Source organism: Arenibaculum pallidiluteum, assembly GCF_017355985.1.
GTDB lineage: Bacteria > Pseudomonadota > Alphaproteobacteria > Azospirillales > Azospirillaceae > Arenibaculum > Arenibaculum pallidiluteum.
Genome location: NZ_JAFIQU010000003.1, coordinates 291,356 through 315,818, shown reverse-complemented (window position 1 = coordinate 315,818; position 24,463 = coordinate 291,356). Strand labels below are relative to the sequence as shown.

The 24,463-nt window shown below is 70.4% G+C and carries 21 protein-coding genes and 1 tRNA gene; 7 read left to right on the top strand and 15 right to left on the bottom strand.

Annotation, left to right across the window (positions count from 1 at the left end):
* The gene (locus JUB13_RS08630; RefSeq protein WP_207478393.1) at positions 1-1,308 is read right to left on the bottom strand and encodes an RsmB/NOP family class I SAM-dependent RNA methyltransferase; all 1,308 of its coding nucleotides are present in this window, start codon (positions 1,306-1,308) and stop codon (positions 1-3) included.
* Positions 1,309-1,476: 168 nt separating this feature from the next.
* On the opposite strand from JUB13_RS08630, the gene JUB13_RS08625 reads away from it, so the two are divergent.
* A complete protein-coding gene (locus JUB13_RS08625) occupies positions 1,477-2,253 on the top strand; it encodes a TrmH family RNA methyltransferase (protein WP_207478392.1) in 777 nt (258 codons plus the stop codon).
* Here the strand turns inward: JUB13_RS08625 and guaB are convergent.
* From guaB to JUB13_RS08610, 3 genes are all read right to left on the bottom strand, one after another.
* The gene (guaB, locus tag JUB13_RS08620) at positions 2,238-3,710 is read right to left on the bottom strand and encodes an IMP dehydrogenase (RefSeq protein ID WP_207478391.1); all 1,473 of its coding nucleotides are present in this window, start codon (positions 3,708-3,710) and stop codon (positions 2,238-2,240) included. The genes JUB13_RS08625 and guaB overlap by 16 nt on opposite strands.
* 65 nt (positions 3,711-3,775) lie before the next feature.
* Positions 3,776-4,561: an RlmE family RNA methyltransferase gene (locus JUB13_RS08615; protein WP_207478390.1), complete on the bottom strand. Its 786-nt coding sequence runs from the start codon at positions 4,559-4,561 to the stop codon at positions 3,776-3,778.
* 50 nt (positions 4,562-4,611) lie between these two features.
* Positions 4,612-5,736: a Ppx/GppA phosphatase family protein gene (locus JUB13_RS08610; protein ID WP_328702891.1), complete on the bottom strand. Its 1,125-nt coding sequence runs from the start codon at positions 5,734-5,736 to the stop codon at positions 4,612-4,614.
* Between the two features lie 208 nt (positions 5,737-5,944).
* Here JUB13_RS08610 and JUB13_RS08605 point away from each other — a divergent pair.
* Positions 5,945-6,018, top strand: a tRNA-Gln gene (locus JUB13_RS08605).
* 77 nt (positions 6,019-6,095) lie between these two features.
* Here the strand turns inward: JUB13_RS08605 and JUB13_RS08600 are convergent.
* The 4 genes from JUB13_RS08600 to JUB13_RS08585 all read right to left on the bottom strand — a co-directional run bounded on the left by JUB13_RS08600 (position 6,096) and on the right by JUB13_RS08585 (position 10,130).
* Positions 6,096-6,791, bottom strand: coding sequence for a type 1 glutamine amidotransferase domain-containing protein (locus JUB13_RS08600; RefSeq protein ID WP_207478388.1), 696 nt, complete (start codon positions 6,789-6,791; stop codon positions 6,096-6,098).
* A gap of 154 nt (positions 6,792-6,945) precedes the next feature.
* Positions 6,946-7,698, bottom strand: a complete 753-nt coding sequence (locus JUB13_RS08595; RefSeq protein ID WP_207478387.1) for an SDR family NAD(P)-dependent oxidoreductase — start codon at positions 7,696-7,698, stop codon at positions 6,946-6,948.
* 341 nt (positions 7,699-8,039) lie between these two features.
* The gene (locus JUB13_RS08590) at positions 8,040-8,522 is read right to left on the bottom strand and encodes a DUF2721 domain-containing protein (RefSeq protein ID WP_207478386.1); all 483 of its coding nucleotides are present in this window, start codon (positions 8,520-8,522) and stop codon (positions 8,040-8,042) included.
* Between the two features lie 60 nt (positions 8,523-8,582).
* On the bottom strand, positions 8,583-10,130 hold the full coding sequence (locus JUB13_RS08585; RefSeq protein ID WP_207478385.1) for an NAD-dependent succinate-semialdehyde dehydrogenase: 1,548 nt from the start codon (positions 10,128-10,130) through the stop codon (positions 8,583-8,585).
* Positions 10,131-10,301: 171 nt separating this feature from the next.
* On the opposite strand from JUB13_RS08585, the gene JUB13_RS08580 reads away from it, so the two are divergent.
* Positions 10,302-11,213: a LysR family transcriptional regulator gene (locus JUB13_RS08580; protein ID WP_207478384.1), complete on the top strand. Its 912-nt coding sequence runs from the start codon at positions 10,302-10,304 to the stop codon at positions 11,211-11,213.
* A 51-nt stretch (positions 11,214-11,264) separates the two neighbouring features.
* On the opposite strand, the gene JUB13_RS08575 is transcribed toward JUB13_RS08580, so the two are convergent.
* The 7 genes from JUB13_RS08575 to JUB13_RS08545 form a co-directional block, all read right to left on the bottom strand.
* Positions 11,265-11,759 (bottom strand): PAS domain-containing protein, encoded by a 495-nt coding sequence (locus JUB13_RS08575; RefSeq protein WP_207478383.1) that lies wholly within the window; start codon positions 11,757-11,759, stop codon positions 11,265-11,267.
* A gap of 241 nt (positions 11,760-12,000) precedes the next feature.
* Positions 12,001-14,490 (bottom strand): hybrid sensor histidine kinase/response regulator, encoded by a 2,490-nt coding sequence (locus JUB13_RS08570; protein ID WP_207478382.1) that lies wholly within the window; start codon positions 14,488-14,490, stop codon positions 12,001-12,003.
* A 210-nt stretch (positions 14,491-14,700) separates the two neighbouring features.
* Positions 14,701-15,876, bottom strand: coding sequence for a Gfo/Idh/MocA family protein (locus tag JUB13_RS08565; protein WP_207478381.1), 1,176 nt, complete (start codon positions 15,874-15,876; stop codon positions 14,701-14,703).
* Between the two features lie 11 nt (positions 15,877-15,887).
* A complete protein-coding gene (locus JUB13_RS08560) occupies positions 15,888-16,943 on the bottom strand; it encodes a sugar phosphate isomerase/epimerase family protein (RefSeq protein WP_207478380.1) in 1,056 nt (351 codons plus the stop codon).
* Between the two features lie 175 nt (positions 16,944-17,118).
* Entirely contained in the window at positions 17,119-18,072 is a 954-nt protein-coding gene (locus tag JUB13_RS08555; protein WP_207478379.1) for a substrate-binding domain-containing protein, read from the bottom strand.
* Positions 18,073-18,133: 61 nt separating this feature from the next.
* On the bottom strand, positions 18,134-19,153 hold the full coding sequence (locus tag JUB13_RS08550; protein WP_207478378.1) for an ABC transporter permease: 1,020 nt from the start codon (positions 19,151-19,153) through the stop codon (positions 18,134-18,136).
* Entirely contained in the window at positions 19,131-20,651 is a 1,521-nt protein-coding gene (locus tag JUB13_RS08545) for a sugar ABC transporter ATP-binding protein (protein WP_207478377.1), read from the bottom strand. Before JUB13_RS08545 ends, JUB13_RS08550 begins: the two co-directional genes overlap by 23 nt.
* Positions 20,652-20,789: 138 nt before the next feature.
* On the opposite strand from JUB13_RS08545, the gene JUB13_RS08540 reads away from it, so the two are divergent.
* The 4 genes from JUB13_RS08540 to JUB13_RS08525 all read left to right on the top strand — a co-directional run bounded on the left by JUB13_RS08540 (position 20,790) and on the right by JUB13_RS08525 (position 24,461).
* Positions 20,790-21,971, top strand: a complete 1,182-nt coding sequence (locus JUB13_RS08540) for an ROK family transcriptional regulator (RefSeq protein WP_207478376.1) — start codon at positions 20,790-20,792, stop codon at positions 21,969-21,971.
* A gap of 121 nt (positions 21,972-22,092) precedes the next feature.
* Complete coding sequence (locus tag JUB13_RS08535) at positions 22,093-22,269, top strand: hypothetical protein (protein ID WP_207478375.1); 177 nt, start codon at positions 22,093-22,095, stop codon at positions 22,267-22,269.
* A 10-nt stretch (positions 22,270-22,279) separates the two neighbouring features.
* On the top strand, positions 22,280-22,609 hold the full coding sequence (locus JUB13_RS08530) for a hypothetical protein (RefSeq protein WP_207478374.1): 330 nt from the start codon (positions 22,280-22,282) through the stop codon (positions 22,607-22,609).
* Positions 22,610-22,841: 232 nt separating this feature from the next.
* A complete protein-coding gene (locus JUB13_RS08525) occupies positions 22,842-24,461 on the top strand; it encodes a sigma-70 family RNA polymerase sigma factor (protein ID WP_207478373.1) in 1,620 nt (539 codons plus the stop codon).
* Positions 24,462-24,463: the final 2 nt, after the last annotated feature.

The window sequence follows — 24,463 nt, the reverse complement described above, 5'->3', positions numbered from 1 at the left end:
TCAGGCCCGGCGCCGCAGCGCGGCCGCGAAGAACCCGTCGGTGTCGTGCCGCGCAGGGCTGAGGCTCAGATAGGGCCCGTCGCAAGGGGCTGCCGAGCCCAGCGCCGCCGCCCAGACCTCCGGCAGGGGAACCACCTCGAACTCGGGGTGGGTCTCGGCGAAGCGGGCCACCTGGTCCTCGTTCTCGTCGGGCAGCATGGAACAGGTCGCATAGACCAGCCGCCCGCCCGGCCGCACGAGCCGCGCTGCGCTGTCCAGGATCTCGGCCTGGATCGGTACCAGCTCCGAGAGGCCAGGGCCGAGCGGCCGCCATTTGCTGTCGGGGTTCCGGCGCCAGGTGCCGGTGCCGGTGCAGGGCGCGTCGACCAGCACGCAGTCGAAGCGAAGCTTGTGCCGCTTCACCCAGGGGTCTCGCTCGGACGAAAGCGCCCGCGTCTCGATATTGTGCAGACCCGCGCGTCGGAAGCGCTCGGCCGCCCGCTCGAGCCGGCGCTCCAGCACGTCGCAGGCGATCAGCCGCCCGGTGCCGCGCATGGCCGCGCCGAGGGCCAGCGCCTTTCCGCCGGCGCCCGAGCAGAAATCGACGACCTGCTGGCCCGGCTTGGCGTCGCACACGAAGGTGACGAGCTGGGATCCCTCGTCCTGGATCTCCACCAACCCGGTGCGGAACGCCTCCGTCGCGGCGAGCGGCGGCCGCCCCTGGACCCGGATGCCGAGGGGGGACCAGCGCGTGGGCTCGCAGCGGATGCCGATGCCCCGCAGCGCGGCAAGCGCCTCCTCGCGCGTGCCGCGGATGGGGTTCACGCGCAGGTCCAGCGGCGCCGGCTGCAGCAGCGCTTCCATCTCGCGGAGGAACCGCGGCCCCAGGGCCCGGCGCATCGGCGCCTCGGCCCAGTCCGGGCATTCCACAGCCATCGCCTCGGGCATCTCCGGATGCTCCAGCGTGTGGCCGTACAACGCCTTGGCGAGGGTCCATTCCGTCTCGGACAGCGGCGCCGGAGAGAATTTTCCGCCATCGAACAGGCGGGCGAGCTCGGCCCCGCGCAGGCCGCGGACCAGCACCTCGTCGGCTATAATCCGGGACCGGCCGTCGGAACCCGCGTGACCGGCGCGGGCGATCCACCACGCCAGGCGCGCGTGCCGGCGCAGGATCCCGTAAACGAGCTCGGCGACGGCCGAACGGTCCTTGGAGCCGATGAAGCGGCGGGCGCGGAAGAAGGCGGAGATCACGGCATCGGCCGGCCGCGGCGTGCGGTCGATCTCGTCGAGCAGCTCGATGGAGGCTTGCAGGCGGGCGCCCGGGTGCATGAGGGGTCCTGTCGCTCGTCCGGCCCCCGCGGGTCCGGGATGACGCTCCATAGCGGATCCGCGCGGCCCCGTCAGCAACCGGCGAACCCGCCGCAGGTTGCGGCGCGCCTTCCGCCACGGGTCGATGCCGGCCTTCCGCCGGGGGGCGCGGCGTTCTAGGTTGGCGCCATGGCTCCGCGCGTGAACGAGATCGAAAGCCCCGCCAACCCGCAGTTCAAGCTCTGGCACCAGTTGCTGGAGGGTCGTGGGCTGCGCCGTCATGGGCGCTACCTGCTGGCGGGACGCAAGACGGTGCCGGAGGCGCTGGCCCGCAGCCCCGGCGAGTTCGAGGCGGTGCTGTGCGCCGACCTCCGGCAGCTCGACGCGCTGCCCCTGCCCGACCGCATGGCCCGCCACCGGCTGGCCCGGCCGCTCTTCGATGCGCTGGACGTGGCCGGAACTGGCCTGCCGCTCCTGGTCGGCATCGTTCCCGAGATGCCCCCGATCGACCTCGCTGCGCCGCCCCAGGGGCTGGAGCTCGTCTGCGCGCTGGGCGATCCCAGCAATCTCGGCGCGCTGCTGCGCAGCGCCGCGGCCTTCGGTGCCTCGCGCGTGATCCTGCTGGACGAGGCGGCCCATCCCTTCCACCCGCGATGCCTGCGCGCGGCAGCCAACGCCCAGCTCGCGCTGGAGCTGCGGCGCGGGCCGGGATGGCCGGGCCTCGCCGCCGCGGCGGGACCGTTGCTGGCGCTGGATGCCGGCGGCCGGTCCATGACGGACTATCCCTGGCCGGCCGACCTGCGCCTGGTGCTCGGCGAGGAGGGTCAGGGAATCCCCGACGGCCTGCCGGCCGAGCGCTTGGCGATCCCGACCACGGGCGCCGTCGAATCCCTGAACGCCACGGTCGCCGCGACCCTGGCGCTGCACGCCTGGTTCGTCGCGCGCGGCCCTCAGTCCGCGCGGTAGTTCGGCGACTCGTTGGTGATCGTGATGTTGTGCACGTGGCTCTCGCGCAGGCCGGCGTTGGTGATCCGCACGAACTGGCAGTTGCGCTGCATCTCGGCGATGGTGCGGTTGCCGGTGTAGCCCATGGCCGCGCGCAGGCCGCCCACGAGCTGGTGGATCACGGCGCTGACGGGGCCCTTGTAGGGCACGCGGCCCTCGACGCCCTCGGGCACCAGCTTCATCGTGTCCCGGACCTCCTGCTGGAAGTACCGGTCGGCGGAGCCGCGCGCCATGGCGCCGACCGAGCCCATGCCGCGGTAGGACTTGTAGCTGCGGCCCTGGTACAGGATCACCTCGCCCGGGCTCTCGTCGGTGCCCGCGAAGAGGCTGCCCAGCATGGCGCAGCTCGCGCCCGCCGCCATGGCCTTGGCGAGGTCGCCCGAGAACTTGATCCCGCCGTCGGCGATCGCGGGCACGCCGTGCCTGGCGCATTCCTCGGCCACGTCCATCACCGCCGTGAGCTGCGGCACGCCGACGCCCGCGACGATGCGCGTCGTGCAGATGGAGCCCGGGCCGATGCCGACCTTCACCGCATCGGCCCCGGATTCGATCAGGGCGCGGGCAGCCTCGGCGGTGGCGACGTTGCCGGCGACCACCTGCGTGTAGTTCGAGAGCTTGCGGACCTTCTCGATCTGGGCCAGCACGCCGCGCGAATGGCCGTGGGCCGTGTCGACCACCAGCACGTCGACCTCGGCGTCGAACAGCGCCTCGGCCCGGCGCAGGCCGTCCTCGCCCGTCCCCGTCGCGGCGGCCACGCGCAGCCGGCCCTTGGGATCCTTGCAGGCATTGGGGTGCAGGCGCGCCTTCTCGATGTCCTTCACCGTGATCAGGCCGATGCAGCGGTAGGAATCGTCGACCACCAGCAGCTTCTCGATCCGGTTCTGGTGGAGCAGGCGCTTGGCCTCCTCCGGATCGACGCCCTCGCGCACGGTGACCAGCCGGTCGCGCGTCATCAGCTCCGAGACCGGCTGGTTCGGGTTCGAGGCGAAGCGCACGTCGCGGTTGGTCAGGATCCCGACGAGCCGCCCCGAGGGCTGCTCTGTGACGGGAATGCCGCTGATCCGGTGGTCGGCCATAAGGCGCAGCGCATCGGCCAGGGTCGCGTCGGGGGCGATGGTGATCGGGTTTACCACCATGCCGGATTCGAAGCGCTTGACCTTGCGGACCTCCTCGGCCTGGCGCTCGATGTCCATGTTGCGGTGGATCGTGCCGATGCCGCCGGCCTGCGCCATGGCGATCGCCAGCGCGCTCTCCGTCACTGTGTCCATGGCGGCCGAGATCAGCGGGATGCCGAGCTCGATGGAGCGCGTCAGCCGCGTGCGCGTGTCGGTCTGGGCCGGAAGCACCTCGCTTTCGGCCGGAACCAGCAGGACATCGTCGAAGGTGAACGCGTCGCGGAAACGGTTTTCCATGGCCATCGCCGGAACTCCTGCCGGAAAAAATTGGCGCGCACTATACACGGTAGCGCGCGCACGGAAAGCCCCTAGACCTCGTGGTCCGGGCGGGTCTGCCCTGCCCCCGCGTCGGTCGTCTCCGCGGCACCGCGGCCCCGGAAGCCCTGCGCCACCACATAGGTCTCCGAGCTGTCGGCACGGCTGGCCGGCGGCTTGGCGTGCCGCACGGTGCGGAAATCCTGCCGCAGCCGCGTCAGCAGATCGCGCTCGGCGCCCCCCTGGAACAGCTTGCAGACGAAGGCACCGCCCGGCGCCAGGATCTCGGAGGCGAAATCGTATGCTGCCTCGGCCAGGCCCATGATGCGCAGGTGGTCGGTCGCGGCGTGCCCCGTGGTGTTCGCCGCCATGTCGCTGAGCACCAGGTCCGCGCCGCCGCCGATTTCGGTCCGCAGGCGCTCGGGCGCGGAGGGCTCCAGGAAATCGGCCTGGAAGGTGGTCGCGCCGGGCACCGGCTCCATGGGAAGGAGATCGAGCCCCACCACCTTCGCGGCGCCGGTGCCGGGCTTCACCCGCTCCACCGAGATCTGGGTCCAGCCGCCCGGGGCCGCGCCCAGGTCGACGACGCGCATGCCGGCCTTGAGCAGGTGGAAGCGGTCGTCCAGCTCGATCAGCTTGAAGGCGGCGCGGCTGCGGTATCCCCGCTTCTTGGCCTCGGCCACGTAGGGATCGTTGAGCTGGCGCTGCAGCCAAGCCGTCGACGAGGGCTTGCGGCTGCGCGCCGTCTTCACGCGCACGCCGACGCCACGGCCGCTGAAGGCCGAGCCGCCCTTGCCGCGGGATCCGCCTGCGGCGCCGGAAGTCTTCTTGGTCGTCATGGCGCCAATATGGGGGTTCGGCGCCCGGCGGTCACGTGCCGCCGTGACCCTCAGGCATCGCCGGCGGCGATCAGGTCCAGAAGGATCCCCTCGCGCAGGCCGCGGTCGGCGATGCGCAGCCTATCGACCGGCCATGCCTCGACCATGGCCTCGAAGACGCTGCACCCTGCGAGCACGAGGTCGGCGCGGTCGGGCCCGACGCAGGGCTGCGCGGCGCGCCCGGCGAAATCCAGGGTCAGCAGGCGCCGGATCACCGCCAGCGCCTCCGAAACGTCGAGGACGGAGCCGTCGACCAGCGCCCGCTCGTAGCGGCGAAGGCCCATATGGATGCCGGCCAGGGTGGTGACGGTCCCGGACGTCCCCAGGAGCTGGAGGCGGCGCTGCTCGGCCGCGGCGCGGATGCCATTGCGCGCCTCGAACGGGGCGATCGCCTCGGCCACGTCGCGCACCATGGCGGCATAGACGTCGCGCGTGACGATCTCGCCGCCGAAATTCTCCGCCAGTGTGACCACGCCCTTGGGGATGGAGACTTGGTCGATCAGCCGGGGTCGGCCCGTCGCGGCGTCGACGTCGAGCCACATCAGCTCGGTCGAGCCGCCGCCGATATCGAAGACCAGCGCGCGGGGCACCGCGGGATCGAGCAGCGGTGCGCAGCCGGCCAGAGCCAGCCGCGCCTCCTCGGCCGGCGAGATCACCTCGATGGCGATGCCGGTGTCGCGCTCGACCCTGGCAACGAAATCGGCGCAGTTGACGGCCCGGCGGCATGCCTCCGTCGCGACGGCCCGCAGCGCCGTGACGCCGCGGCGCCGCAGCTTGACCGCGCAGACGCGCAGGGCCGACATCGCCCGGTCCATGGCCGCGTCCGACAGTGCCTGGGAACGGGTCATCCCCTCGCCGAGCCGGACGATCCGCGAGAAGGCATCGATCACGTGGAAGCCGCTGCGCGCGGGGCGCGCGATCAGCAGGCGGCAGTTGTTGGTGCCGAGATCGAGCGCCGCGACCACCGGCTGCGGAACCGCTTGACGGGAACTCTGGACCGGAGAATCGGCTGCCCGGCCAGCAACCCCGCGGCGCGTCGTGTCCGGGGTGCGGTCCGGTGCCTGCGCGGGGGCCCCGGCGGCGGCCTCAGCCGTACGCCCGGCTCCGTCCTGCGCAAGCGACGCCGCGTAATCCACGTGCCGTTCACCCTCCGGGTCGGCGAAGGCCGGTCCCATCCTATAAATATCATGGTACCCAACCGGCACCGCGCTGGAAAGTTCGCGTATCGGGTGCCTCTTCACGGCGCGCGAAAAATCCGCGCGAAGGGGCTTGAGCCGAGACGCCCCTGGTGCTACATCAGCGCTCCCGACGCGGGGCACGGCACGCCGGCGCCCCGATCCCTGGTGGGGGATCGTCTAGCGGTAGGACAGCGGACTCTGACTCCGCCAGCCTAGGTTCGAATCCTAGTCCCCCAACCAACTCGGCTCCGAAATTCGGAAAGCAGCCCGGCCCGGCAAGAACTGGCCGGACCGGACGCCTTCCGTCGGTTCCTTCACTAGCGCAGCGCCTCGATGACCGCGTCAGCCAGCATGGCCGTCGATGCCGGGTTCTGTCCGGTCAGGAGGTTGCCGTCCTTCACGATGAAGGCGCCCCAATTCGGCCCCTTCTCGTAGACGGCGCCGCGCTTGCGCAGGCTGTCGGCCAGGAGCCACGACGAAACCGCCGCGGTGCCGAAATCCTCCTCCTCCTCGTCGCTGAACGCGGTCATCCTGCGCCCGGCGAAGGGCCACCGGCCGTTGTCGTCCTCGGCGGCCAGGAACGCGGCGGGGCCGTGGCAGACCGAGGCGATCACCTTCGAGGCCTGGCTGGCCTGGACGAGGATCCGCCCCATGTCGGGATCCTTGTACAGGTCCTCGACCGGCCCGTGGCCGCCGGGAACGACAATCGCATCGTACAGGCTCGCATCGACGTCAGAGAGAATCAGCGGCTTTCTCAGCCGCTCCCCGTTCCTGGCGAGATAGTCGCGGTAATGGTCCGCATGCTCCTGGCCGATGATCTTCGGGCTCAGGCTGCGGGCGTCGATCGTGGGCGCGACGCCTCCCGGCGTGGCCAGGTCGATTTGGAAGCCGGCGGCGACCAACTTCTCGTCCATCACGATGAACTCCTCGGCCCAGACGCCGCTTTCGGTCGTCGAGCCGTCCGCACGCGTCCACCTGTCCGCCGCGGAAAGAACGATCAGGACCTTGGTCATCTTCCTTCTCCTGTGCAGTGACGGGATGGCTCTTCGCCATCCGGTCGGGTTCGGGATCGGCCGAGGCCGCACCGGCGCTGCGAGCAGACCGCGGTGCGGCCCGGCCGTTTGCGGCCCCTCGGCCCGGTCTGCCGTGGGCCCTTTGCCGGGGCGGTCAGATGTTCTGTCCCCCGGACACCTCGATGCGCTGCGCCGTGATCCACCGGTTTTCGGGGCCGAGCAGGCTTGCGATCGCGGGACCGATGTCGTCGGGCACCCCGACGCGGCCGAGCGCGATCATGGCGGCGAAGGCCTCGTTGTAGGCCGGCGTGTCGCGCACGGCGCCGCCCAGGAAGTCCGTCTCGATCGCACCCGGCGCGATCGCATTGACGGTGATGCCGCGGCGGCCGAGCTCCTTGGCCAAGTAGAGCGTCAGGATTTCGACGGCGCCCTTGGCGGCCGAATAGGCCGAGAAGCCCGGGTAGGAGACGCGCGTGAGCCCCGAGGAGAAGTTCACGATGCGGCCACCGTCGGCGAGCAGCGGCAGCAGCGCCTGGGTCAGGAAGAACACGCCCTTGACGTGGACGTTGAACAGCAGGTCGAACTGGGCCTCGGTCGTCTCGGCGAAGGGCGCCATCTCGCCATGGCCGGCATTGTTGACGAGATGGTCGAAGCTGCTGGCGCCCCAGGACACGAGCGTCGCGCGGACGCTTTCGACGAAGGCGGGAAAGCCCGAGATGTCCCCGACATCGAGCTGCAGCGCCGCCGCCCTGCGCCCGAGCGCTTCGATCTCGGCCACGACGGCCCGCGCCTCGGCCGCGCCGCCGCGATAGGTGAGAAGGACGTCTCCGCCGTGGCGCGCGATGCTGATGGCGGTGTTCCGGCCGAGGCCACGGCTGCCGCCGGTCACGATCGAAATGGTGGTCATCGGTCTCTCCTTGCTTCTGGTGGTGGTCATGGCGGGGGCACGTCGCCTCACATCCGGCCGCCCCCTGGGGCCGGTTTCCGAACTTCGAGTTGTTCCGCGGGCTGCTAGCTCGATGCGCTCCGCTCAAGCGCGAGATCTCGGTCCACCATGTCGCCAGCGGCGCCGAGGTCGTTTGCCGGGCCGGTCAGGGCCCTCGACTTCTCCAGCCCGAGTGGCCCGGCCACGGCCCCGTCATGGGCGAGGACATGGCCCCCTGCGGCCTTCGCGCCTTCCGCGTCGCGCCGTCGACGAAGCTCGCGCCGAACGACGGAGAGTCGTCCGGGCTCGGCGGCGTTACGCGTTCAGGCTGCATGGCCGGCGGGCGTGTCGGCGCCCCGGTGCAGGCGGAGCAACGCACGGCCGCATGCCCCCTCGCGGAAGAAGCTCGTGCTGGCGGCGAGCAGGAACAGGAAGGCAAGGCCGGCGGCGATCGCCATGGCGAGGCCGACCGGCGCGGCCGGGATCTCCCCGAGCTGGACCAGGAGGGCGCCACCGAGGCCGAGGACGGTGGTCGCAGCGAACAGCGCCACCGCCGCATTCAGGAAGCCTAGCCCGCGCAGCTGCAGGCGCACGCGCCGCTCGGCGATCGCCACCGCCGCTTCGGGAGCGGCATACTGCAGAGCCAGCCTGCCGTCGCCGTCCCCCAGCGAGGCACGGAACTCGCGCCATTGCGTGATGGCAAGGCTGTAGCGCGTGGTCGCGCCGTTCTGCAGGATGGCGCAGGCGTTGGTCAGGATCGCAGGTCCCGCGATGAACGAGAGCGGCGTGAAGGGATCTTCGAGCATGATGATCTGCACCTCCCGGTGACGGAGCGGCAGCGCGGGCGCCGGCGGCGCTATCGCGCGCTACTGGATGCTGACGTGCTTGGTGCGCAGGTACGGCTCGAGGATCTCGATGCCGCCCTCGGTGTCGATGCCGCTTTCCTTCCAGCCGCCCAGCGGAGCCTCCGGGTTGTGCGTCAGGGCACCGTTCACGCCGACCACGCCGTACTCCAGCGCTGCCGTCAGCCGCTGCTGGCGCCTGACGTCATCGGTGACGACGTAGGACGCGAGCCCGAACTCGAGACCGTTGGCTTCCGCGAGCATGGCGGCCTCTTCGGTGAACGGGAGGATCGGTGCCACCGGGCCGAACGGCTCCTCGTGCAGGATCTCCGCGTCCGCGGGCACGTCCGCGAGCACGGTCGGCGCATAGAAGAACCCGCGATCGCCGATGCGCTCGCCGCCCGCAAGCACCGTGGCTCCGCGATCGCGCGCATCCTCGACCATCCGCGTGATCGCCTCGAGGCGGCGGGCATTCGCGAGCGGCCCCATCTCGGTCGCCGGGTCGGCCCCGGCCCCGACCCGCAAGGCCTTTGCCTGCGCGACGAAGCGCGCGGTGAACCGCTCCCGGATCGGCTCCTCGACGAAGAAGCGCGACGGGCACAGGCATATCTGCCCGGCATTGGTGAACTTCGCGCGCACCAGCATGTCGGCGGCCCGCTCGGGGTCCACGTCGGCGCACACGATCACCGGCGCATGACCGCCCAGCTCCATCGTGACCGGCTTGACCACGGCGCCTGCGGCCGCGGCCAGGCGCTTGCCGATCGGGATGGATCCGGTGAAGGTGATCTTAGCGACCTCGCGCGACGCAATGAGGTGGTCGGAGACCTGGTTCGCGTGGCCGAAGACGACGGCGATCGCGGCCGGCGTGACGCCCGCCTCGAGCAAGGCCCTGGCCATCACCAGCACGGAGCCCGGTGTCTCCTGCGACGGCTTGCAGATGATCGAGCACCCCGCGCCTAGAGCGCCGGCGAACTTCTTGGCGGCAAGCGCCATCGGGAAGTTCCACGGCGTGAAGGCCGCCACCACGCCGGTCGGATGGTTCTGCACCTCGATCCGGCTTCCCGATGCGCGCCCGGCTATGACGCGGTCCGAGAGACGCCGGGCTTGCTCGCCGCCCCATTCGAGGAAATCGGCTGAGCGCTCAACCTCCGTCCGGGCCTCGGGCAGCGGCTTTCCCTGCTCGCGCGTCATCGCAAGCGCCGCGGATTCCAGGTCCGCGCGCAGGATGTCGGCGGCCTTCTTCAGGATGCGGCCGCGCTCCCACGGCGGCGTCGCCCGCCATTGGCGCAGCCCGCTGGAGGCGGCGGCGATCGCGTCATCGAGATCGTCCAGCGATGCGAAGGCGACGCGGCCGATCTCCTCTCCGGTCGCGGGGTCGAGCACGGCCTCGCTTTCCCCGGTCGAACCGGCACGCTCGACGCCGTCGATGAGCAGATTGAAGCCAGCGACCGATGCGGGAACTCCATGGCTGGAACGGCGGCTTGATGCGCGGCGCGTCGCGCCGGTCTCCTGCGCCTCGGCGTCGCGAGGGGCGTTCGTCACGCGTGCGGCATTCCCACTGCTGGGGTGCATGGTACACCTCCCGAGAAACGGTTCATCCGCGCCGCCGGTCAGCGGGCTTCGAGCCCGCCCATACCTGGATGGCAGACATCCTCGTGCGGCCCCTTCTAGCTACGCGGCCCCGTTGCTCTTTCGAAGGACTTTGTTTATGTATCTGCCATACCTCGGAGGCATCGCCGCGCCATGGAGCTTCGGCACCTCAAGTACTTCGTCGCAGTTGCCGAGGAAGGGAGCCTCTCGGTAGCGGCCGAGAAGCGTCTGCACACGGCGCAGCCATCGCTGAGCCGTCAGCTCCGCGATCTGGAGCTGGAGGTCGGCGCGCAGCTCTTCATCCGCAGCTCACGCGGTGTCGAACTCACGCCGGCGGGCCGTGCGTTCCTTGACCACGCGCGCCTGACATTGAACCAGGCAGCCGAGGCGATCGCGGCAGCGAGGAGGGCTGCCCGCCCTCCGAAAGCCAGCTTCTCCGTCGGCTTTCTGACGGGACAGGAGGTGGAGTGGCTGCCGCACGTCACCCGCGTCCTCCGGGACCAGCTGAAGGACATCGACCTGAGGGTCTCGAGCGATTTCTCGCCGCATGTGGCCGAGGCCGTGCAGCGTGGGGAGAGCGACCTCGGCTTCTCCCGGATCGAACCTCAGCCGGACGTGAGCTACAAAGTCATCGCCGTCGAGCCGATCGTCGCGATCCTGCCCAGCGAGCATCCGCTGACGTCCCGGTCCGAGATCGATCCGAAGGACCTGGACCCTCATGCGTTCATCGGATACTCGGACACGCCGCACGTGCTGCGGCGGATCGTCGATCGGTACCTCCGCGATCGCGGGATCGTCGTGTCGCCCACGCATTTTCTCGACGGTTTCGCGACTGGGATCTCGCTCGTCGCGTCCACGGGCGGCGTTACGCTCCTGCCGGCCTATGTCGAGCGTCTTCTGCCCCCGTCCGTGGTCAGCAGGCCGCTCCGGGGCAATGCGCCCGTCATCGAGATCGCTGCCGGCTATCGGGCGGACAACCCCTCCCCGGTCCTGAAGTCCTTCCTCGAGAACATCGATCAGCTCATCGCCTCCAGATCCGCGGGACCGGGGCAAGTGCGCCGCTGACGGCGGGAATGACTGAAAAGGGCCATCGCCGCGCCGTAGCGGCGCGCCCCTTCACGCGGTCAGGACCTGCCTTGGAAGGCCGAGATTGATGTGGCTGATCGTGAAGACCACCGCGCCGACCAGCATGTCGAGCCCCGAGCCGTGGCGCGACATCGGGGCGAGGATTCGGCCGTACTCGACGTGACGGCTCTCCGTCGTATCGTAGCCGTGGGTGCAGAAGATCGGCTGGCGCTCACGGCAGGTCTGCTCGTACTGCTCCAGGATGTCGTTCCGCGCCTCCCCGCCGAAGGGCAGCTCCTGTACCGACCGTCCGGTGACCGACACCCCCAGGCTGGCATCGATGTGGGTCCCCACGAGCCGGTAGACGAACCGGCTCTCGGGTGTGTCCGCGATGTCGACGAGCATCAGGTTCGGCAGAATATCGCGCAGGTCGGCCGGATCCAGGTCCGCGCGCGTCGGCATGTCCCGCCCGCGCCGCGCCGCCTCCCACCAGAGCAGCAGACGCCGCAGCTTGGGGTCGGCCATCTCTGACAGGGGCTGTCGCATCGCCGGTCCTCCCATCGCGCACCAACAGGTGCGGAGGGGCAAACGCTGCATGCGGAGCGATGCGCTTGCGGCCGGGCCGGAAACGGCCTGCCGCTGTCCCGCAAAGGACCAGCGAGGAGATCGGCAGCATTCCTCCCCAAGCCGTTCCACGTACCGGAGGTGCTCAGGCAGGCACACGGGGCCCGACAGGTCCGGTCCCCAGGGAGGCCCATGGGGAGCCGGACTCCCCCCGAAGGCACAATCAGGCGCCGGCACGTCCGTGTCGGGCTGCCGGCGGCCGCGCCGTGCGGTCCAGCAGCGCCGACAGCTCGGCCGCGAGTTGCTCCTGCCCAAAGGGCTTGGCAAGGCGCGGCAGGTCGTCCGCGGCACCCTCGGGCAGCTCCGCATAGCCAGTGACCAGCAGCGCCGGCAGCTCCGGCCGGTGCGTGCGGGCTGCCCGGACGAGATCGAGACCCGACATGCCCGGCATGGCGAAATCCGTCACAAGAAGGTCGACCCGGGTGCCTGCACGCAGGATTTCCAGCGCCCTGGCCGCGCTCTCGGCCTCAATCACGGCATGGCCGAGATCCTCCAGCATCGCAGCAGTGCTCATCAGGATCAGCGTGTCGTCGTCGACCACCAGGATGGCTGCGGCGGTCGGCTGCTCCAGCACCGGTGCGGGACCGCGCGGCGCCGGCTCCCCCGCGGCCTCGGCCGCCACAGGCAGCCACAGCTCGGCCGTGGTCCCCTGCCGCGGCGCGCTGCTCAGCCGCAAGGCGCCACCCGTCTGGGCCGCGAGGCCATAGACCATGGACAGACCCAGCCCCGTGCCCTTGCCCACCCCCTTGGTCGAGAAGAAGGGCTCCACGGCGCGCTTCAGCGTCGCCGCATCCATGCCCATACCGGTGTCGCTGACGCGCAGCCGCAGGAAGCGCCCGGGCCCGAGCCCTTGCCCGTCCGTCTCGGCCAGCTCGGCAGCCTCCACCGATATGGTCAGAAGCCCGCCGGCGGGCATGGCGTCCCGCCCGTTGACGGCGAGGTTCAGGATCGCGAGCTCGAGCTGGTTCGGGTCCACATGTGCGGCCGGGAGCGCCGGCGGCAGCTCGTATCGGACGTCCACCATGGGGCCCAGCGACCGCTCCAGCAGGTCGCGGATGCCAAGGACGAGCGCCAGCACGTCCACCGGGCGGGCCTGCAGATCCTGCCGGCGCGCGAAGGCGAGCAGCCGCTGCGTCAGCGCCGCGCCGCGCCGCGCCCCCTGCAGGGCGCCGTCGAGATAGCGCTTCGCCCGCGCATCCTGCTCCGGCAGCCGCTTGCGCAGGAGGTCGAGGTTCCCGATCACCGCGGAGAGCAGATTGTTGAAATCATGGGCGACACCGCCAGTGAGCTGGCCGACGGCCTCGATCTTCTGCATCTGGCGCACCTGCTCCTCGAGCCGGCGCGTCTCGGTGACATTCATCGAGGTGCCGAGGAGCTTGCGCACGCGCCCCTCCGCGTCGAGCACCGGCATCACGATCACCCGCCGGACGAAAGGCCCGCGCGGCCCTTCGCCCTCCGCCTCGTACTCCACGGGCTCCCGCGTGGCGACGCAGCGTGCATAGGCGTCCCGGATCGTGGCGCCGAGCGCCCCGGGAAAGACCTCCGCCGGCGTCCGCCCCACGACCTGCGCCGGATCCAGCCCGACGATGCCGGCCAGCGCCGGATTGATCTCCTCGAAGACGAAGCTTCCGTCGGGTCGCACGTCCGAGAGCAGAAGGCCCGTGGGCGAGCGGCTGAACAGAGCCTCGTAGCGCGCCTCGGTGTCGCGCCACCTGGAGAAGGCCGCCTGCTCCTGCCGCGCCCGGCGCATGGCGAGCGCCGTGATGCCGAGCAGCGCCAGGGCGGCCGCGGCGGCAAGGCCACCATAGGCCGACATGTCGGCCCACCAGGCGGTATGGACGGCCTCCAGGCTGCGCCCGTAGGTGACGTAGACCGGAAATGGGGAGACGCGCCGGAACGCATAGATCCGCTCGATCCCGTCGATTTCGGATACCGTCCGGTAGACGCCATGCTCGCTGTGCCGGATCGCCTGCATGAACGCGCTTCCGGACCCGAGCACTGCCGCGGCCCCGACGCCCCCTATGCCGCGCGACAGGATGAGCCCGTCGCCACGAATCAGCGAGGTCGTGTCCAGGGGCGAATCCATCAGCGCCTTGTAGAGCCCCGCGAAATAGGCCGGCTGCAGCGAGGCGACGATCACGCCGTCGAAAGCGCCGGAGGGCGTGGACCTGCGCCGCGCGAGGTTCAGGAACAAGCGGTCGGGAACGGATCGGCCAAAGGCCGGCTGCCCCACGTAAAGGCCGACATCGCGGTCTCGCAGCGCCTGGAAATAGTCGCGGTCCGGAACATGGGACGTGGCGGGAGCGGGATAGAACCGGCTGCTGGCACGTCCGTTGGCCGCCGGATCAATCAGCCCGATGCCATCCACCTGCTCGAGCCCCTGGTCGAGCGCCCGCAGATACTGGTGGAGCTCCGCGGAGCCCGCGATCTCGGACCAGGAAAGCCCGCGGACACGCTCGTCGATGCCGTCCAGCACCAGCTTCTGGATCTCGAACACGCGCCGCGCATGCTCGTCCAGCACGTCGACGGTGCGCCTGGCCATGTGCTCGGCCTCGGCGACGTGCCGCGTGCGGCTCTGCCAGGAGGCAAGCGCGAACAACGCAAGCGGCGCCACGACCGACGCCACGGCCAGCATCCGAAGGGATCTCAGCACGGAGATCCGCAGTTCTGCTCGTGTTGGCTGCGTTGGGGCAAGGCCTGACGCTCGCTGCTCGCGCGGGCGTCGCCGCCCGTCCCGGCCCGAAAGAGACGATAGGGGGGCATCGGGTTCAAGCCGACTTCATGACTAGGCGTAAAGGGTTAGGGCGCGGGGCGCGTTTCCGCGCCCCGCGCCGCCCTACCCAGCGGCCAGCCGTCGCGCCCGTCAGAGCGCGGTCCATCCGCCGCCGGCGCGGCTGCTCTCGACGGTGGCATGGATGAAGCGCACACCGCGCACGCCTTCGCGCACGCCGGGCACCTGCAGCGCCTGCGCCTCGGGCTCGCGCCCGGCCAAATGGGCCGTGATCAGCTCGGCCGCGTCGCGGTAGAGCTGCGCGAACCCCTCGAGATAGCCTTCGGGATGGCCGGAAGGAATGCGCGTCGCATGGGCCGCTGCCGCGTTCGATCCAGGACCGCCGCGCGTGATCAGGCGCGGCGGCTCGCCGAAGGGTGCGAAGCGCAGGTGGTTCGGCTGCTCCTGGAACCACTCCAGCCCGCCCTTCTCGCCGTACACGCGCAGGCGCAGGCCGTTCTCGTTGCCCGGCGCGACCTGGCTGGCCCAGAGCATTCCCTTAGCCCCGCCCTCGAAGCGCAGCATCATGTGGACGTTGTCGTCCAGGGGCCGTCCGGGAACGAAGGTCGTGAGATCAGCGGCAACCTGGGTGCAGGACAGGCCCGTGACGAACTCAGCAAGGTTGAAGGCATGCGTCCCGATATCGCCGATGCACCCGCCGACGCCGCTGCGCGCGGGATCGGTCCGCCAGGCCGCCTGCTTCTGCCCCTCCTCCTCGATCCTCGTGGTCAGCCAGTCCTGCGGGTACTCGGCCTGAACGACGCGAATGCGGCCCAGCGCGCCCGACGCCACCATGTCCCGGGCCTGCCGGATCATGGGGTAGCCCGTGTAGTTGTGGGTCAGCACGAAGACCCGGCCCGAGCGCTGCACGGCGGCTGCCAGGTCTTCGGCCTCGGCCACGGACATGGTCATGGGCTTGTCGCATATCACGTGGAAGCCAGCCTCGAGGAAGGCCTTGGCCGCGGCATGATGGACGTGGTTGGGGGTGACGATCGAGACGACGTCGATGCCGTCGGGCCGCGCGGCCTCGTGCGCGGCCATCTCGCGGTAGTCGGAATAGCAGCGCTCGGGGTCGAGCAGCAGGTCCGCGCCGCTGGCGCGCGCGCGCTCCGGGTCCGAGGACAGCGCGCCGGCGACGAACTCGTACCGGTCATCGATGCGCGCCGCCATGCGATGGACCGCGCCGATGAAGGCGCCGCGACCGCCGCCGACCATCCCGAGCCGCAGACGGCGCGGCGTTGTCCCGGCGTCCTTTCCTTCGATGGTCATGGATCCCTCCCTCAGCCGATGCCGAGCATGCGGCGGTTCGCGGCCTGGTCGGTGCCGGTCCCCGCGAAATCGTCGAAGGCCTTCTCGGTGGTCTGGATGATGTGGTGACTGATGAACTCCGCCCCTTCGGCGGCGCCCTGCTCGGGGTGCTTCAGCGCGCACTCCCATTCCAGCACGGCCCAGCCGTCGAAGCCGTACTGGGTCAGCTTCGAGAAGATGCCCCCGAAGTCCACCTGCCCGTCGCCAAGCGAGCGGAAGCGGCCGGCGCGCTCGACCCAGGGCTTGTATCCCGAATACACGCCCTGCCGTGGCGACGGATTGAACTCCGCGTCCTTGACGTGGAACATCTTGATGCGCGGGTGGTAGACGTCGATGTAGCCGAGATAGTCCAGCTGCTGCAGCACGAAGTGGCTGGGATCGTAGAGGATGTTGCAGCGCGGGTGGCCGTCCACGCGCTCCAGGAACATCTCGAAGGTCGCGCCGTCGAACAGGTCCTCGCCTGGATGGATCTCGTAGCAGAGGTCGACGCCGGCCTTGTCGAAGGCGTCCAGGATCGGGCGCCAGCGGCGGGCCAGCTCGTCGAAGGCGGTCTCGATCAGCCCGGCCGGACGCTGCGGCCACGGATAGACGAAGGGCCAGGCCAGCGCGCCCGAGAAGGTGGCGTGCGCCGTCAGGCCCAGATTGGCCGAGGCTCTTGCCGCCTTCATGAGCTGGTCGACGGCCCATTCCTGGCGCGCCTTTGGATTCCCGCGCACTTCCGGCGCCGCGAACCCATCGAAGGCCGCGTCATAGGCCGGATGAACGGCGACGAGCTGGCCCTGAAGATGGGTCGACAGCTCGGTGATCTCGACGCCGGCCTCGGCGCAGATCCCCTTCACCTCGTCGCAGTACGCCTTGCTCTCGGCAGCACGGGCGAGGTCGAACAGGCGCCCGTCCCAGGACGGGATCTGCACGCCCTTGTAGCCGTGCCCCGCGGCCCAGCGGGCGATGCTCGGCAGGCTGTCGAACGGCGCCTCGTCGCCCGCGAACTGGGCGAGGAAGATCGCCGGTCCCTTGATGGTCTTCATGGGTCTTCTCCCTGGCAGCTCGGCCGGGACGGGCGCGAGGCGGAAAGTCCCGCCTGAGGCCCGCGGCTCCGGCCCGGCATGGGGCCTGGATCGGCTCCCGCCCCGTCGGATGCGTGGCGTCGGTTCGGAACGCGGGACCGGGCGGCGTGCCACCCGGTCCCGCGGGCGGCCTCCCTCAGAACGGGGAGTCCGGATAGTAGTACTTGGAGGCGTTCTCGGGCGTCACCAGCGTCGCCTCGATCACGTATTCCTTCTGGACCGGCGTCTTCTCGATAAGGTGCTTGGCCGTGATCTGCATGGCGTCGGCGATCATGCCGGGGGGATACAGCACGTCGGCCGGGACGAGGACGTCGCGGTCCATCACGCGCTTGATCATGTCCTTCATCCCGGCCCCGCCGATGATGAAGAGCTCCTTCTCGCGCCCTGCCTGCTTCACCGCCTCGATCACGCCGAGGGCGATATCGTCGTCCTGGGCCCAGACCGCGTCGATCTTGGGGAAGCGCGCCAGGAAGTCCTGCATCACCTTGAAGCCGTCATCGCGGTTCCAGTTCGCGTACTGCATGCCGAGCACCTTGATGTCGGTGCCCTTGATCTCCTCCATGAAGGCGTCGACGCGCTGGTTGTCGATCACCGTCGGGATGCCGCGCAGGACGACGATGTTCCCCTTGTTGTTCAGCTTCTGCTTCATGTACTGCGCCGAGACCTTGCCCATCTGCGGGTTGTTGCCGGCGACGTAGACGTTCTGGATCGACGGGTCGGTCAGGCCGCGGTCCACCACGGTGACGAACTTGCCCTTGTTCTTGACCTCGCGCACCGGGTCGGTCAGCGGGGCGGATTCGAAGGGCAGGATCACCAGCGCGTCGATGTTGTGGACCGAGACGAGGTCCTCGAGGTCGTTGGCCTGCCCGGCCGCGTCCTTCGCGGTCGCGATGCGGATGTCGAGGTTGGGATACTGCTTCTCGAGCTGCTTCTCGGCCTGCTGGGCGTGCCAGTTCAGGCCGCCCGCCCAGCCGTGGGTCGCCGCGGGAATCGATACGCCCATCCGGACCTTCTGCTGCGCCGATGCGCCGAGAGGGGCCAGGGCGATCCCCGCCAGCAGGGCGGCGGCGAAACCTAGCTTCATCTTCATGGTTGGTTCCTCCTTGCTTCTCGTTGCGGGGCGCGTCGCCGCAGCGGCCCGTCCCCGTCCCTCAGCGTCGCGCGGCACCGCTTCTTTGCAGCAGGACGGCGACGATGATGATGGTCCCCTGGATGGCGCCGTTCAGGTACACGCTGACGGCCCCCGTCAGGTTCAGGATGTTGTCGATCAGCGCCAGCATGACGGCGCCGACCACGGTGCCCCAGATCCGCCCGTAGCCGCCCTTGAGCATGGTGCCGCCGATGATCACCGCGGCGATCGCCTCCAGCTCCCAGAGCAGGCCCGTCGTCGCCGAGGCGGAGCCCAGGCGCGGCACGTAGATCATCACCGCGATGCCGACGCAAAGGCCCTGCAGCGCGAAGGCCAGCGTCTTGATCCGGTCGACCCGGATCGAGGAGTAGCGCGCCACCTCCTCGTTGGATCCGATCGCGGCGCAGTACCGCCCGAAGCGCGTGCGGTAGAGGATCAGCGCGCCGACGAGCGCGACCGCCGCGAAGGCGATGATGGGGTAGGAGATCCCGAACAGGCCGCCGTAGTAGACCGGCCGGTATGTCGTCCGGATGGGAGAGGCCAGCGACAGCGTGCCGCCATCGGCAAGGTAGGTCACCAGCGACCGGAAGATCCCCATGGTGCCCAGGGTGACGATGAAGGCCTCGATCCGGCCCTTGGTCACCAGCAGCCCGTTGAAGGTGCCTGCGGCGACGCTGAGCAGGACCGCGACCAGCACGCCCGCCACCACGACGGCGACGCCCGTGCCGAGCTCCGGCGACAGGGCGTTCATGGTCATGATGGAGACGCCGGCGGCGAGCGCGGCGAGGGAGCCGACCGACAGGTCGATGGCCCCGGCCGTGATCACGAAGGTGGCGCCGATCGCGATGATCCCCGTGAAGGCCGTACGGGTCAGCACGTTGGCGATGTTGCCCGGGCTCAGGAACACCGGGTTCGCCAGCGTCCCCAGCACCACGAGCGCCGCCAGCGCCAGGAACGGGCCGTAGAGCTTGAGGTCGAAGGACGGCAGCGCGCGCCGTCCCACCCCCGGCTGCGACGACTCAGGCGTTGACGACTGCGTCATGGCTCGGCATTCCCTTGAGGCCGGTTGCGTAGCGGACGATCTCCGCCTCCTCGATGGCCGCGCCCTCCAGCGTTCCCGTCACGACGCCCGAGCGCATGACGACGACGCGGTGGGCCAGCCCGATGACTTCGGGCATCTCGGAGGAGATCAGGATCACGGCCTTACCCTGCCGCGCGAAGTCGTGCAGGAAATGATAGATCTGGCGCTTCGTGCCGACGTCGATCCCGCGCGTCGGCTCGTCCGCGATCAGGATCTCGGGCTCGATCTGCATCGTCTTGGCCAGCAGCAGCTTCTGCTGGTTGCCGCCGCTGAGCGCGCCCACCGGCACGTCCATGTCGCGGGCGCGGATGTCGAAGTCGACGACGGCACGGTCCAGCGCCGCGCGCTCCTTGGCCTCGTCGATCAGCACGCCGCCGAAGCGCGGCAGCGCGAGCAAGGTCAGGTTCTGGCGCATCCCCTGGCGCAGCAGCAGCCCCTTGCCCTTGCGGTCCTCGGTCAGATAGCCGATCCCGGCCGCCGTCGCGTCCTCGAGCGAGCGGATCGGAACGGGCCGTCCGTTCCGCAGCACGGTGCCGGTGCTGCGCCGGAGACCGAGAAGCCCCTCCATCAGCTCGGTCCGGCCCGCGCCGACAAGGCCGGAGAAGCCCAGGATCTCCCCTCTGCGGAGCGCGAAGGACGCGTCCCGGACCCACCCCAGAACCGATAGGCCCCGGACTTCCAGCAGGACCGGCGCATCCGGCGGCGGCGGTGCCTTCACGGGATAGAGGTCGGTGATCGCGCGTCCGACCATGAGCTGGGCGATGGCGTCCTGCGTCAGCTCTCCGACTGGCTGCGTCGCGATCAGGCGGCCGTCGCGCAGGACCGTGACGCGGTCCGAGATCTCCTTCACCTCGTCGAGCTTGTGGGAGATGTAGACGACGGCCACGCCTTGCGCCTTGAGCTTGCGGATCAGGCGGAAGAGGACCGCCGTCTCGGCGCCCGTCAGCACCGCCGTGGGCTCGTCCATCACCAGCACGCGGACGTCGCGGGAGATCGCCTTCGCGATCTCGACCATCTGCTTGTCCGAGACCGAAAGGTCCCGAACCCGCGAGGCAGGGTTCACGTGGCAGTTCAGCTCGTCCAGAACGGCGCGGCAGCGCGCCCGCATGGCGCTCCGGTCCACGAACGGCCCGCGCCGCAATTCGCGCCCGAGGAAGACGTTCTCCTCGACCGTCAGGTCCTCCGCCAGGTTGAACTCCTGGTGGATCAGGACGATGCCGAGCGCCTCGCGCGCTCCGGGACCCTCGGACGGGACCTCGCGGCCGTTCACCCGGACCGTGCCGCCGGTCGCCGGCAGGTAGCCGGCCAGGATCTTCATGAAGGTGGACTTGCCGGCGCCGTTCTCGCCGACGACGGCGTGGACCTCGCCCGGGCGCAACTCGAAGTCGATGCCGAACAGGACCTGCACGGCCCCGAACACCTTCGACACGCCTTGGGCCGAAAGGATCGGCTCAGCCATACAGGACCCTCCCCGCTCGCCCGCTGCGGCCTTCTGTTGGGCACGCGAATTGGATAGACGGTCGAACTAATTCGACGCTACGCTCAATCCCGGCCTCCGTCAACGGGGTGCAGCGGGGCTCGGAGGGCCAGGGGACCGATGCGCGCCATAGTGAACTCCTCGACGATCCGCGCGCTCAACGTGATCCGCGTCTTCCACGCGCTGCGCGCGAATCCCGGCGCCTCGCAGCGGGATCTCGTCTGGCTGACCGGGCTCGACAAGGCGACGACCTCGGTCGTCGTCGCGCAGCTGATGGCGGACGGGCTGATCGTGCGCGGCGGCCGGCGACGTGAGGCGCGGGTCGGCCGGCCCGAGTCGGCGCTGTCCATAGCGGCCGATGCCGGCCTCCTGATCGGCGCGCGGCTGGAGCCAGGCATCATCCGGATCCTTGCCGCGACGCTCGCCGGGACCGTCGTCGGCCGCTTCCAGATCCCGGGCAGCCGGGACATCGGGCAGGCGCTCGACCATCTGCGCGCCGGCATCGAGGAGGCGGTGGCGGCAAGCGCGGCCTGCGGCCCGCTCCGCGGCATCGGCGTCGGCATTCCCGGGCTGCTGGACCGGACCGGCCGGCTGGTGCTCGCGCCCAATCTCGGTTGGCGGGACACGCCGATCCAGCCGCTGCTGCGCGAGGTGCTGGGCGCTCCGGTCTTTCTGGACAACGATGCCGTGGCCGCGGCGATCGCTGAGAAGCTGTTCGGAAGCTGCCGCGACGTCGACGATTATGTCTGCTTCACCGGACATTCCGGCATCGGCGGCGGCCTCTATCTCGGCGGGCGGCTTTACCGGGGCGCGTCCGGCTTCGCGGGCGAAGTCGGCCATATCACCGTCGTGCCTGACGGGCGCCCCTGCGGCTGCGGCAAGCGCGGATGCCTGGAGGGCTATGCCTCCGAGTCGGCGATCCTCGCCCAGGCAGCGGAGCGCGGGCACCCCCAGAGCGACTTGCAGAGCCTCGCTCGCGCGGCCGAGGCCGGCGATTCGGTTCTGGTCGGCCTGCTCGACGAGGTCGGCGGCCATCTCGGACTCGCGATCGCCCAGGCGGCGAACATCCTGGATCCCGGGCTCGTCGTGCTCGGCGGCAACCTGTCGCTCGTCGCCACGCTGATCCTGCCCGCGCTGGAGGCCAGCCTTGCCCGGAACGCCATGGCGCCGGTAGCCGAACGCGTCAGGATCCGGCTGTCTCCGCTGGGGTCGGACGCGGTGCCCATGGGGGGGATCGCCCTGGCGATGGAGGGCTTCCTGCGGGCCCACACGGACATGGCCCACACCCTCGTCCAGCCCTGACGGGACGTCCGTTCGCGGGCCCCGACGCGGCACGCGGACTGCCGTGAATCCGCTCTTTGTCACGTGCCTTGGGCCCGCCTCCCGCGGCAGGCTTCGCCTCCCTCACCCGATGGAGGCGACGATGCATGACCCGGAGGCCGTGACCCTTCATGCCGAAGAACTCCTCGCCGAGGCGCAGGCCCTGGTCCGCCGCGCGGCGGCGCTGCTGCCGCAGCACGTGGCGGTGATCAATGGCGTATCCGCGCGCCTGTCCCAGGTCCGCAGCGACATCGCCGGCCCGCGCCGGTATGTCGGCTGAGGACGGCGCGATGTTCGGCTTCCTGAAGCGCGCCCCTGCCCTGCAGCCTCCGTCCCGGGCCTCCCGGCCGCCCTCCACGAGCATCGATCCGGAAGCGATCTTCCCGGAGGAGGCCTGGGCGGGCCCCGAGCCCTGCGAGCATCCCACGGTCTGGCGCATCGAGACCCCGGGCGGCACCTTCTACGCCGATGCCCACTCGGTCGAGGTCGTGAACGGTGCGCTGATCCTGCTCGATGCGCAACATGGGGTCCTCGGCGTCCTGGACCATGGCCAGTGGGACCGGATCGCCGGCGACGGGCCCGGCGCGCCGCCTGGGATCGCGGCCCGGGACGCGGCATGAGCCATCCCCCGGGCGCGTTGGGCGGCCGTGTCGCAAGGCCGTCCGAGCCTGCGTGTCTTCCCCGCCGCGCAGGCCTGCCTTTTAAAAAAACGGTCATGAAAGGACTTGACCCCGGAGCAGAACGCGCCGAAATAGCGGCCTTCATTTCTGGGCGGGGTGCACCGGGCCCGACTGGGTGATCCAGCGGTGTTACTGGTGCTGTTCCGCGCGTTGACGCAGAAAAAGCAAGACCATGTCCCTGATGCAGTCGGCTCGGCTCGATGCCGAGGAAGGCGTGTTCACGCCGTCTCCCGAAATCCTGCCGCGCGGCAACATTGCCGCGGACGGGCATACGGACGATCCGGTCCGCCTGTACCTGCGCGAGATCGGCCGCCATGCCCTTCTCACGCCCGGCGAGGAGGTCGAGCTCGGCAAGCAGCTTGACCGCGCCCGCGCCGCGCTGCACGGCGCCCTGATCGCCTGCCCGCTGGCCGTCGACCGTATCGTCGAGACGCTGGAGCCCCTGACCCGGCGCGCGCTGCAGGTCGGCGAGATCGTCGATCTCGTGCGCCTGGGTGGCGACGATGACGACGGTGACGGCGCCGAGGCGGAGACGATCGAGGCCAGCGACGAGACCCAGGACGCTACGGCCGAGACCCCGGCCGGCGAAGGCGAGGCCGCCGCCCCGACCTCGCAGATGGAGCCGCTGCGCCTGCAGGTGATCGAGGCGCTGGAAGGCGTCGCCGCGCTGCATGCCGAGACGCGCGGGAACTTCGGCCCCTGCGATGCGCGCGTTCAGACCAAGCTGCGCGAGATGCCCCTCGCGACCGGTCTGTGGCGCCGCCTCTCCGAAGAGCTGCGCGACCTGAACCGCCGGCTCGTCGGCATCGACGGTCGCCTCGCGCGTCTGGCGACCGGCGCGGGCGTGAGCCGCGAAGCTTTCCTCGAGGCCTATCTCGGCCGCGAGGAGGAGGATGGCTGGCTGGCGACTCTGGCCGCCAAGTCCCCGGCCTGGAAGAAGCTGCAGACCAAGAGTGCCGAGCAGGTCGAGGACCTGCGCGCCGAGCTGCGCGAGGTCGGCCGCACCGCCGGCCTGCCGCTGGCGGGCTTCCGCGAGATCGCGCGGGAGCTGGAGCGCGCGCTGCGCGAGTACGAGCGCACCAAGGAACGCTTCGCGCGCTCGAACCTGCGCCTGGTCGCCTCCATGGCGCGAAAGTTCGCCGGGCGGGGCCTCGCCTTCATGGATCTCGTCCAGGAGGGCAACATCGGCCTGATGACCGCCATCGACAAGTACGACTGGCGGCGCGGCTTCAAGTTCTCGACCTATGCGAGCTGGTGGATCCGCCAGTCGATGACGCGCGCCATGGCGGATCAGGGCCGGACCATCCGTCTGCCCGTCCACGCAGTCGAGGCGCTCTCCAAGATCCATCGCACGGCCCAGCAGCTTCGCGCCCGCACGGGCCGCGAGCCCGCCCCCGAGGACATCGCCGAGGCGCTGGCGCTGCCCGTGGACAAGGTGCGCGGCCTGATGCGTTCGGGCGCGGCCCTGGTCAGCCTCGATGCCCCGGTGAACGACGAGGAGGACAGCGCGTCTTACGGCGACTTCCTCAGCGACGACTCCGACACCCCCTTCGACACGGCGGCGGGGTCTGCGCTGCGCGGGCTCGTCACTGAGGCGCTCGGCCGCCTCACCGACCGAGAGGCGGACGTGCTGCGTCGGCGTTTCGGCCTGCTCGGGACCGAGGAGACGCTCGAGGAGATCGGCGCGACCTACCGCGTGACCCGCGAGCGCGTCCGTCAGATCGAGGCGAAGGCGCTGCGCAAGCTCGCCCACCCCAAGCACGCGAAGCCGCTCAGGACCTTCCTGGGCTGAGA

Bases quoted from the DNA above. Each gene is read 5' to 3' on its own strand.
- JUB13_RS08545 (WP_207478377.1), bottom strand. From the start codon at position 20,651: ATGGCTGAGCCGATCCTTTCGGCCCAAGGCGTGTCGAAGGTGTTCGGG.
- JUB13_RS08550 (WP_207478378.1), bottom strand. From the start codon at position 19,153: ATGACGCAGTCGTCAACGCCTGAGTCGTCGCAGCCGGGGGTGGGACGG.
- JUB13_RS08530 (WP_207478374.1), top strand. From the start codon at position 22,280: ATGTTCGGCTTCCTGAAGCGCGCCCCTGCCCTGCAGCCTCCGTCCCGG.
- guaB (WP_207478391.1), bottom strand. From the start codon at position 3,710: ATGGCCATGGAAAACCGTTTCCGCGACGCGTTCACCTTCGACGATGTC.
- JUB13_RS08575 (WP_207478383.1), bottom strand. From the start codon at position 11,759: ATGCGACAGCCCCTGTCAGAGATGGCCGACCCCAAGCTGCGGCGTCTG.
- JUB13_RS08590 (WP_207478386.1), bottom strand. From the start codon at position 8,522: ATGCTCGAAGATCCCTTCACGCCGCTCTCGTTCATCGCGGGACCTGCG.
- JUB13_RS08615 (WP_207478390.1), bottom strand. From the start codon at position 4,561: ATGACGACCAAGAAGACTTCCGGCGCCGCAGGCGGATCCCGCGGCAAG.
- JUB13_RS08555 (WP_207478379.1), bottom strand. From the start codon at position 18,072: ATGAAGATGAAGCTAGGTTTCGCCGCCGCCCTGCTGGCGGGGATCGCC.
- JUB13_RS08630 (WP_207478393.1), bottom strand. From the start codon at position 1,308: ATGCACCCGGGCGCCCGCCTGCAAGCCTCCATCGAGCTGCTCGACGAG.
- JUB13_RS08540 (WP_207478376.1), top strand. From the start codon at position 20,790: ATGCGCGCCATAGTGAACTCCTCGACGATCCGCGCGCTCAACGTGATC.
- JUB13_RS08625 (WP_207478392.1), top strand. From the start codon at position 1,477: ATGGCTCCGCGCGTGAACGAGATCGAAAGCCCCGCCAACCCGCAGTTC.
- JUB13_RS08595 (WP_207478387.1), bottom strand. From the start codon at position 7,698: ATGACCACCATTTCGATCGTGACCGGCGGCAGCCGTGGCCTCGGCCGG.
- JUB13_RS08560 (WP_207478380.1), bottom strand. From the start codon at position 16,943: ATGAAGACCATCAAGGGACCGGCGATCTTCCTCGCCCAGTTCGCGGGC.
- JUB13_RS08565 (WP_207478381.1), bottom strand. From the start codon at position 15,876: ATGACCATCGAAGGAAAGGACGCCGGGACAACGCCGCGCCGTCTGCGG.
- JUB13_RS08525 (WP_207478373.1), top strand. From the start codon at position 22,842: ATGTCCCTGATGCAGTCGGCTCGGCTCGATGCCGAGGAAGGCGTGTTC.
- JUB13_RS08580 (WP_207478384.1), top strand. From the start codon at position 10,302: ATGGAGCTTCGGCACCTCAAGTACTTCGTCGCAGTTGCCGAGGAAGGG.
- JUB13_RS08585 (WP_207478385.1), bottom strand. From the start codon at position 10,130: ATGCACCCCAGCAGTGGGAATGCCGCACGCGTGACGAACGCCCCTCGC.
- JUB13_RS08535 (WP_207478375.1), top strand. From the start codon at position 22,093: ATGCATGACCCGGAGGCCGTGACCCTTCATGCCGAAGAACTCCTCGCC.
- JUB13_RS08600 (WP_207478388.1), bottom strand. From the start codon at position 6,791: ATGACCAAGGTCCTGATCGTTCTTTCCGCGGCGGACAGGTGGACGCGT.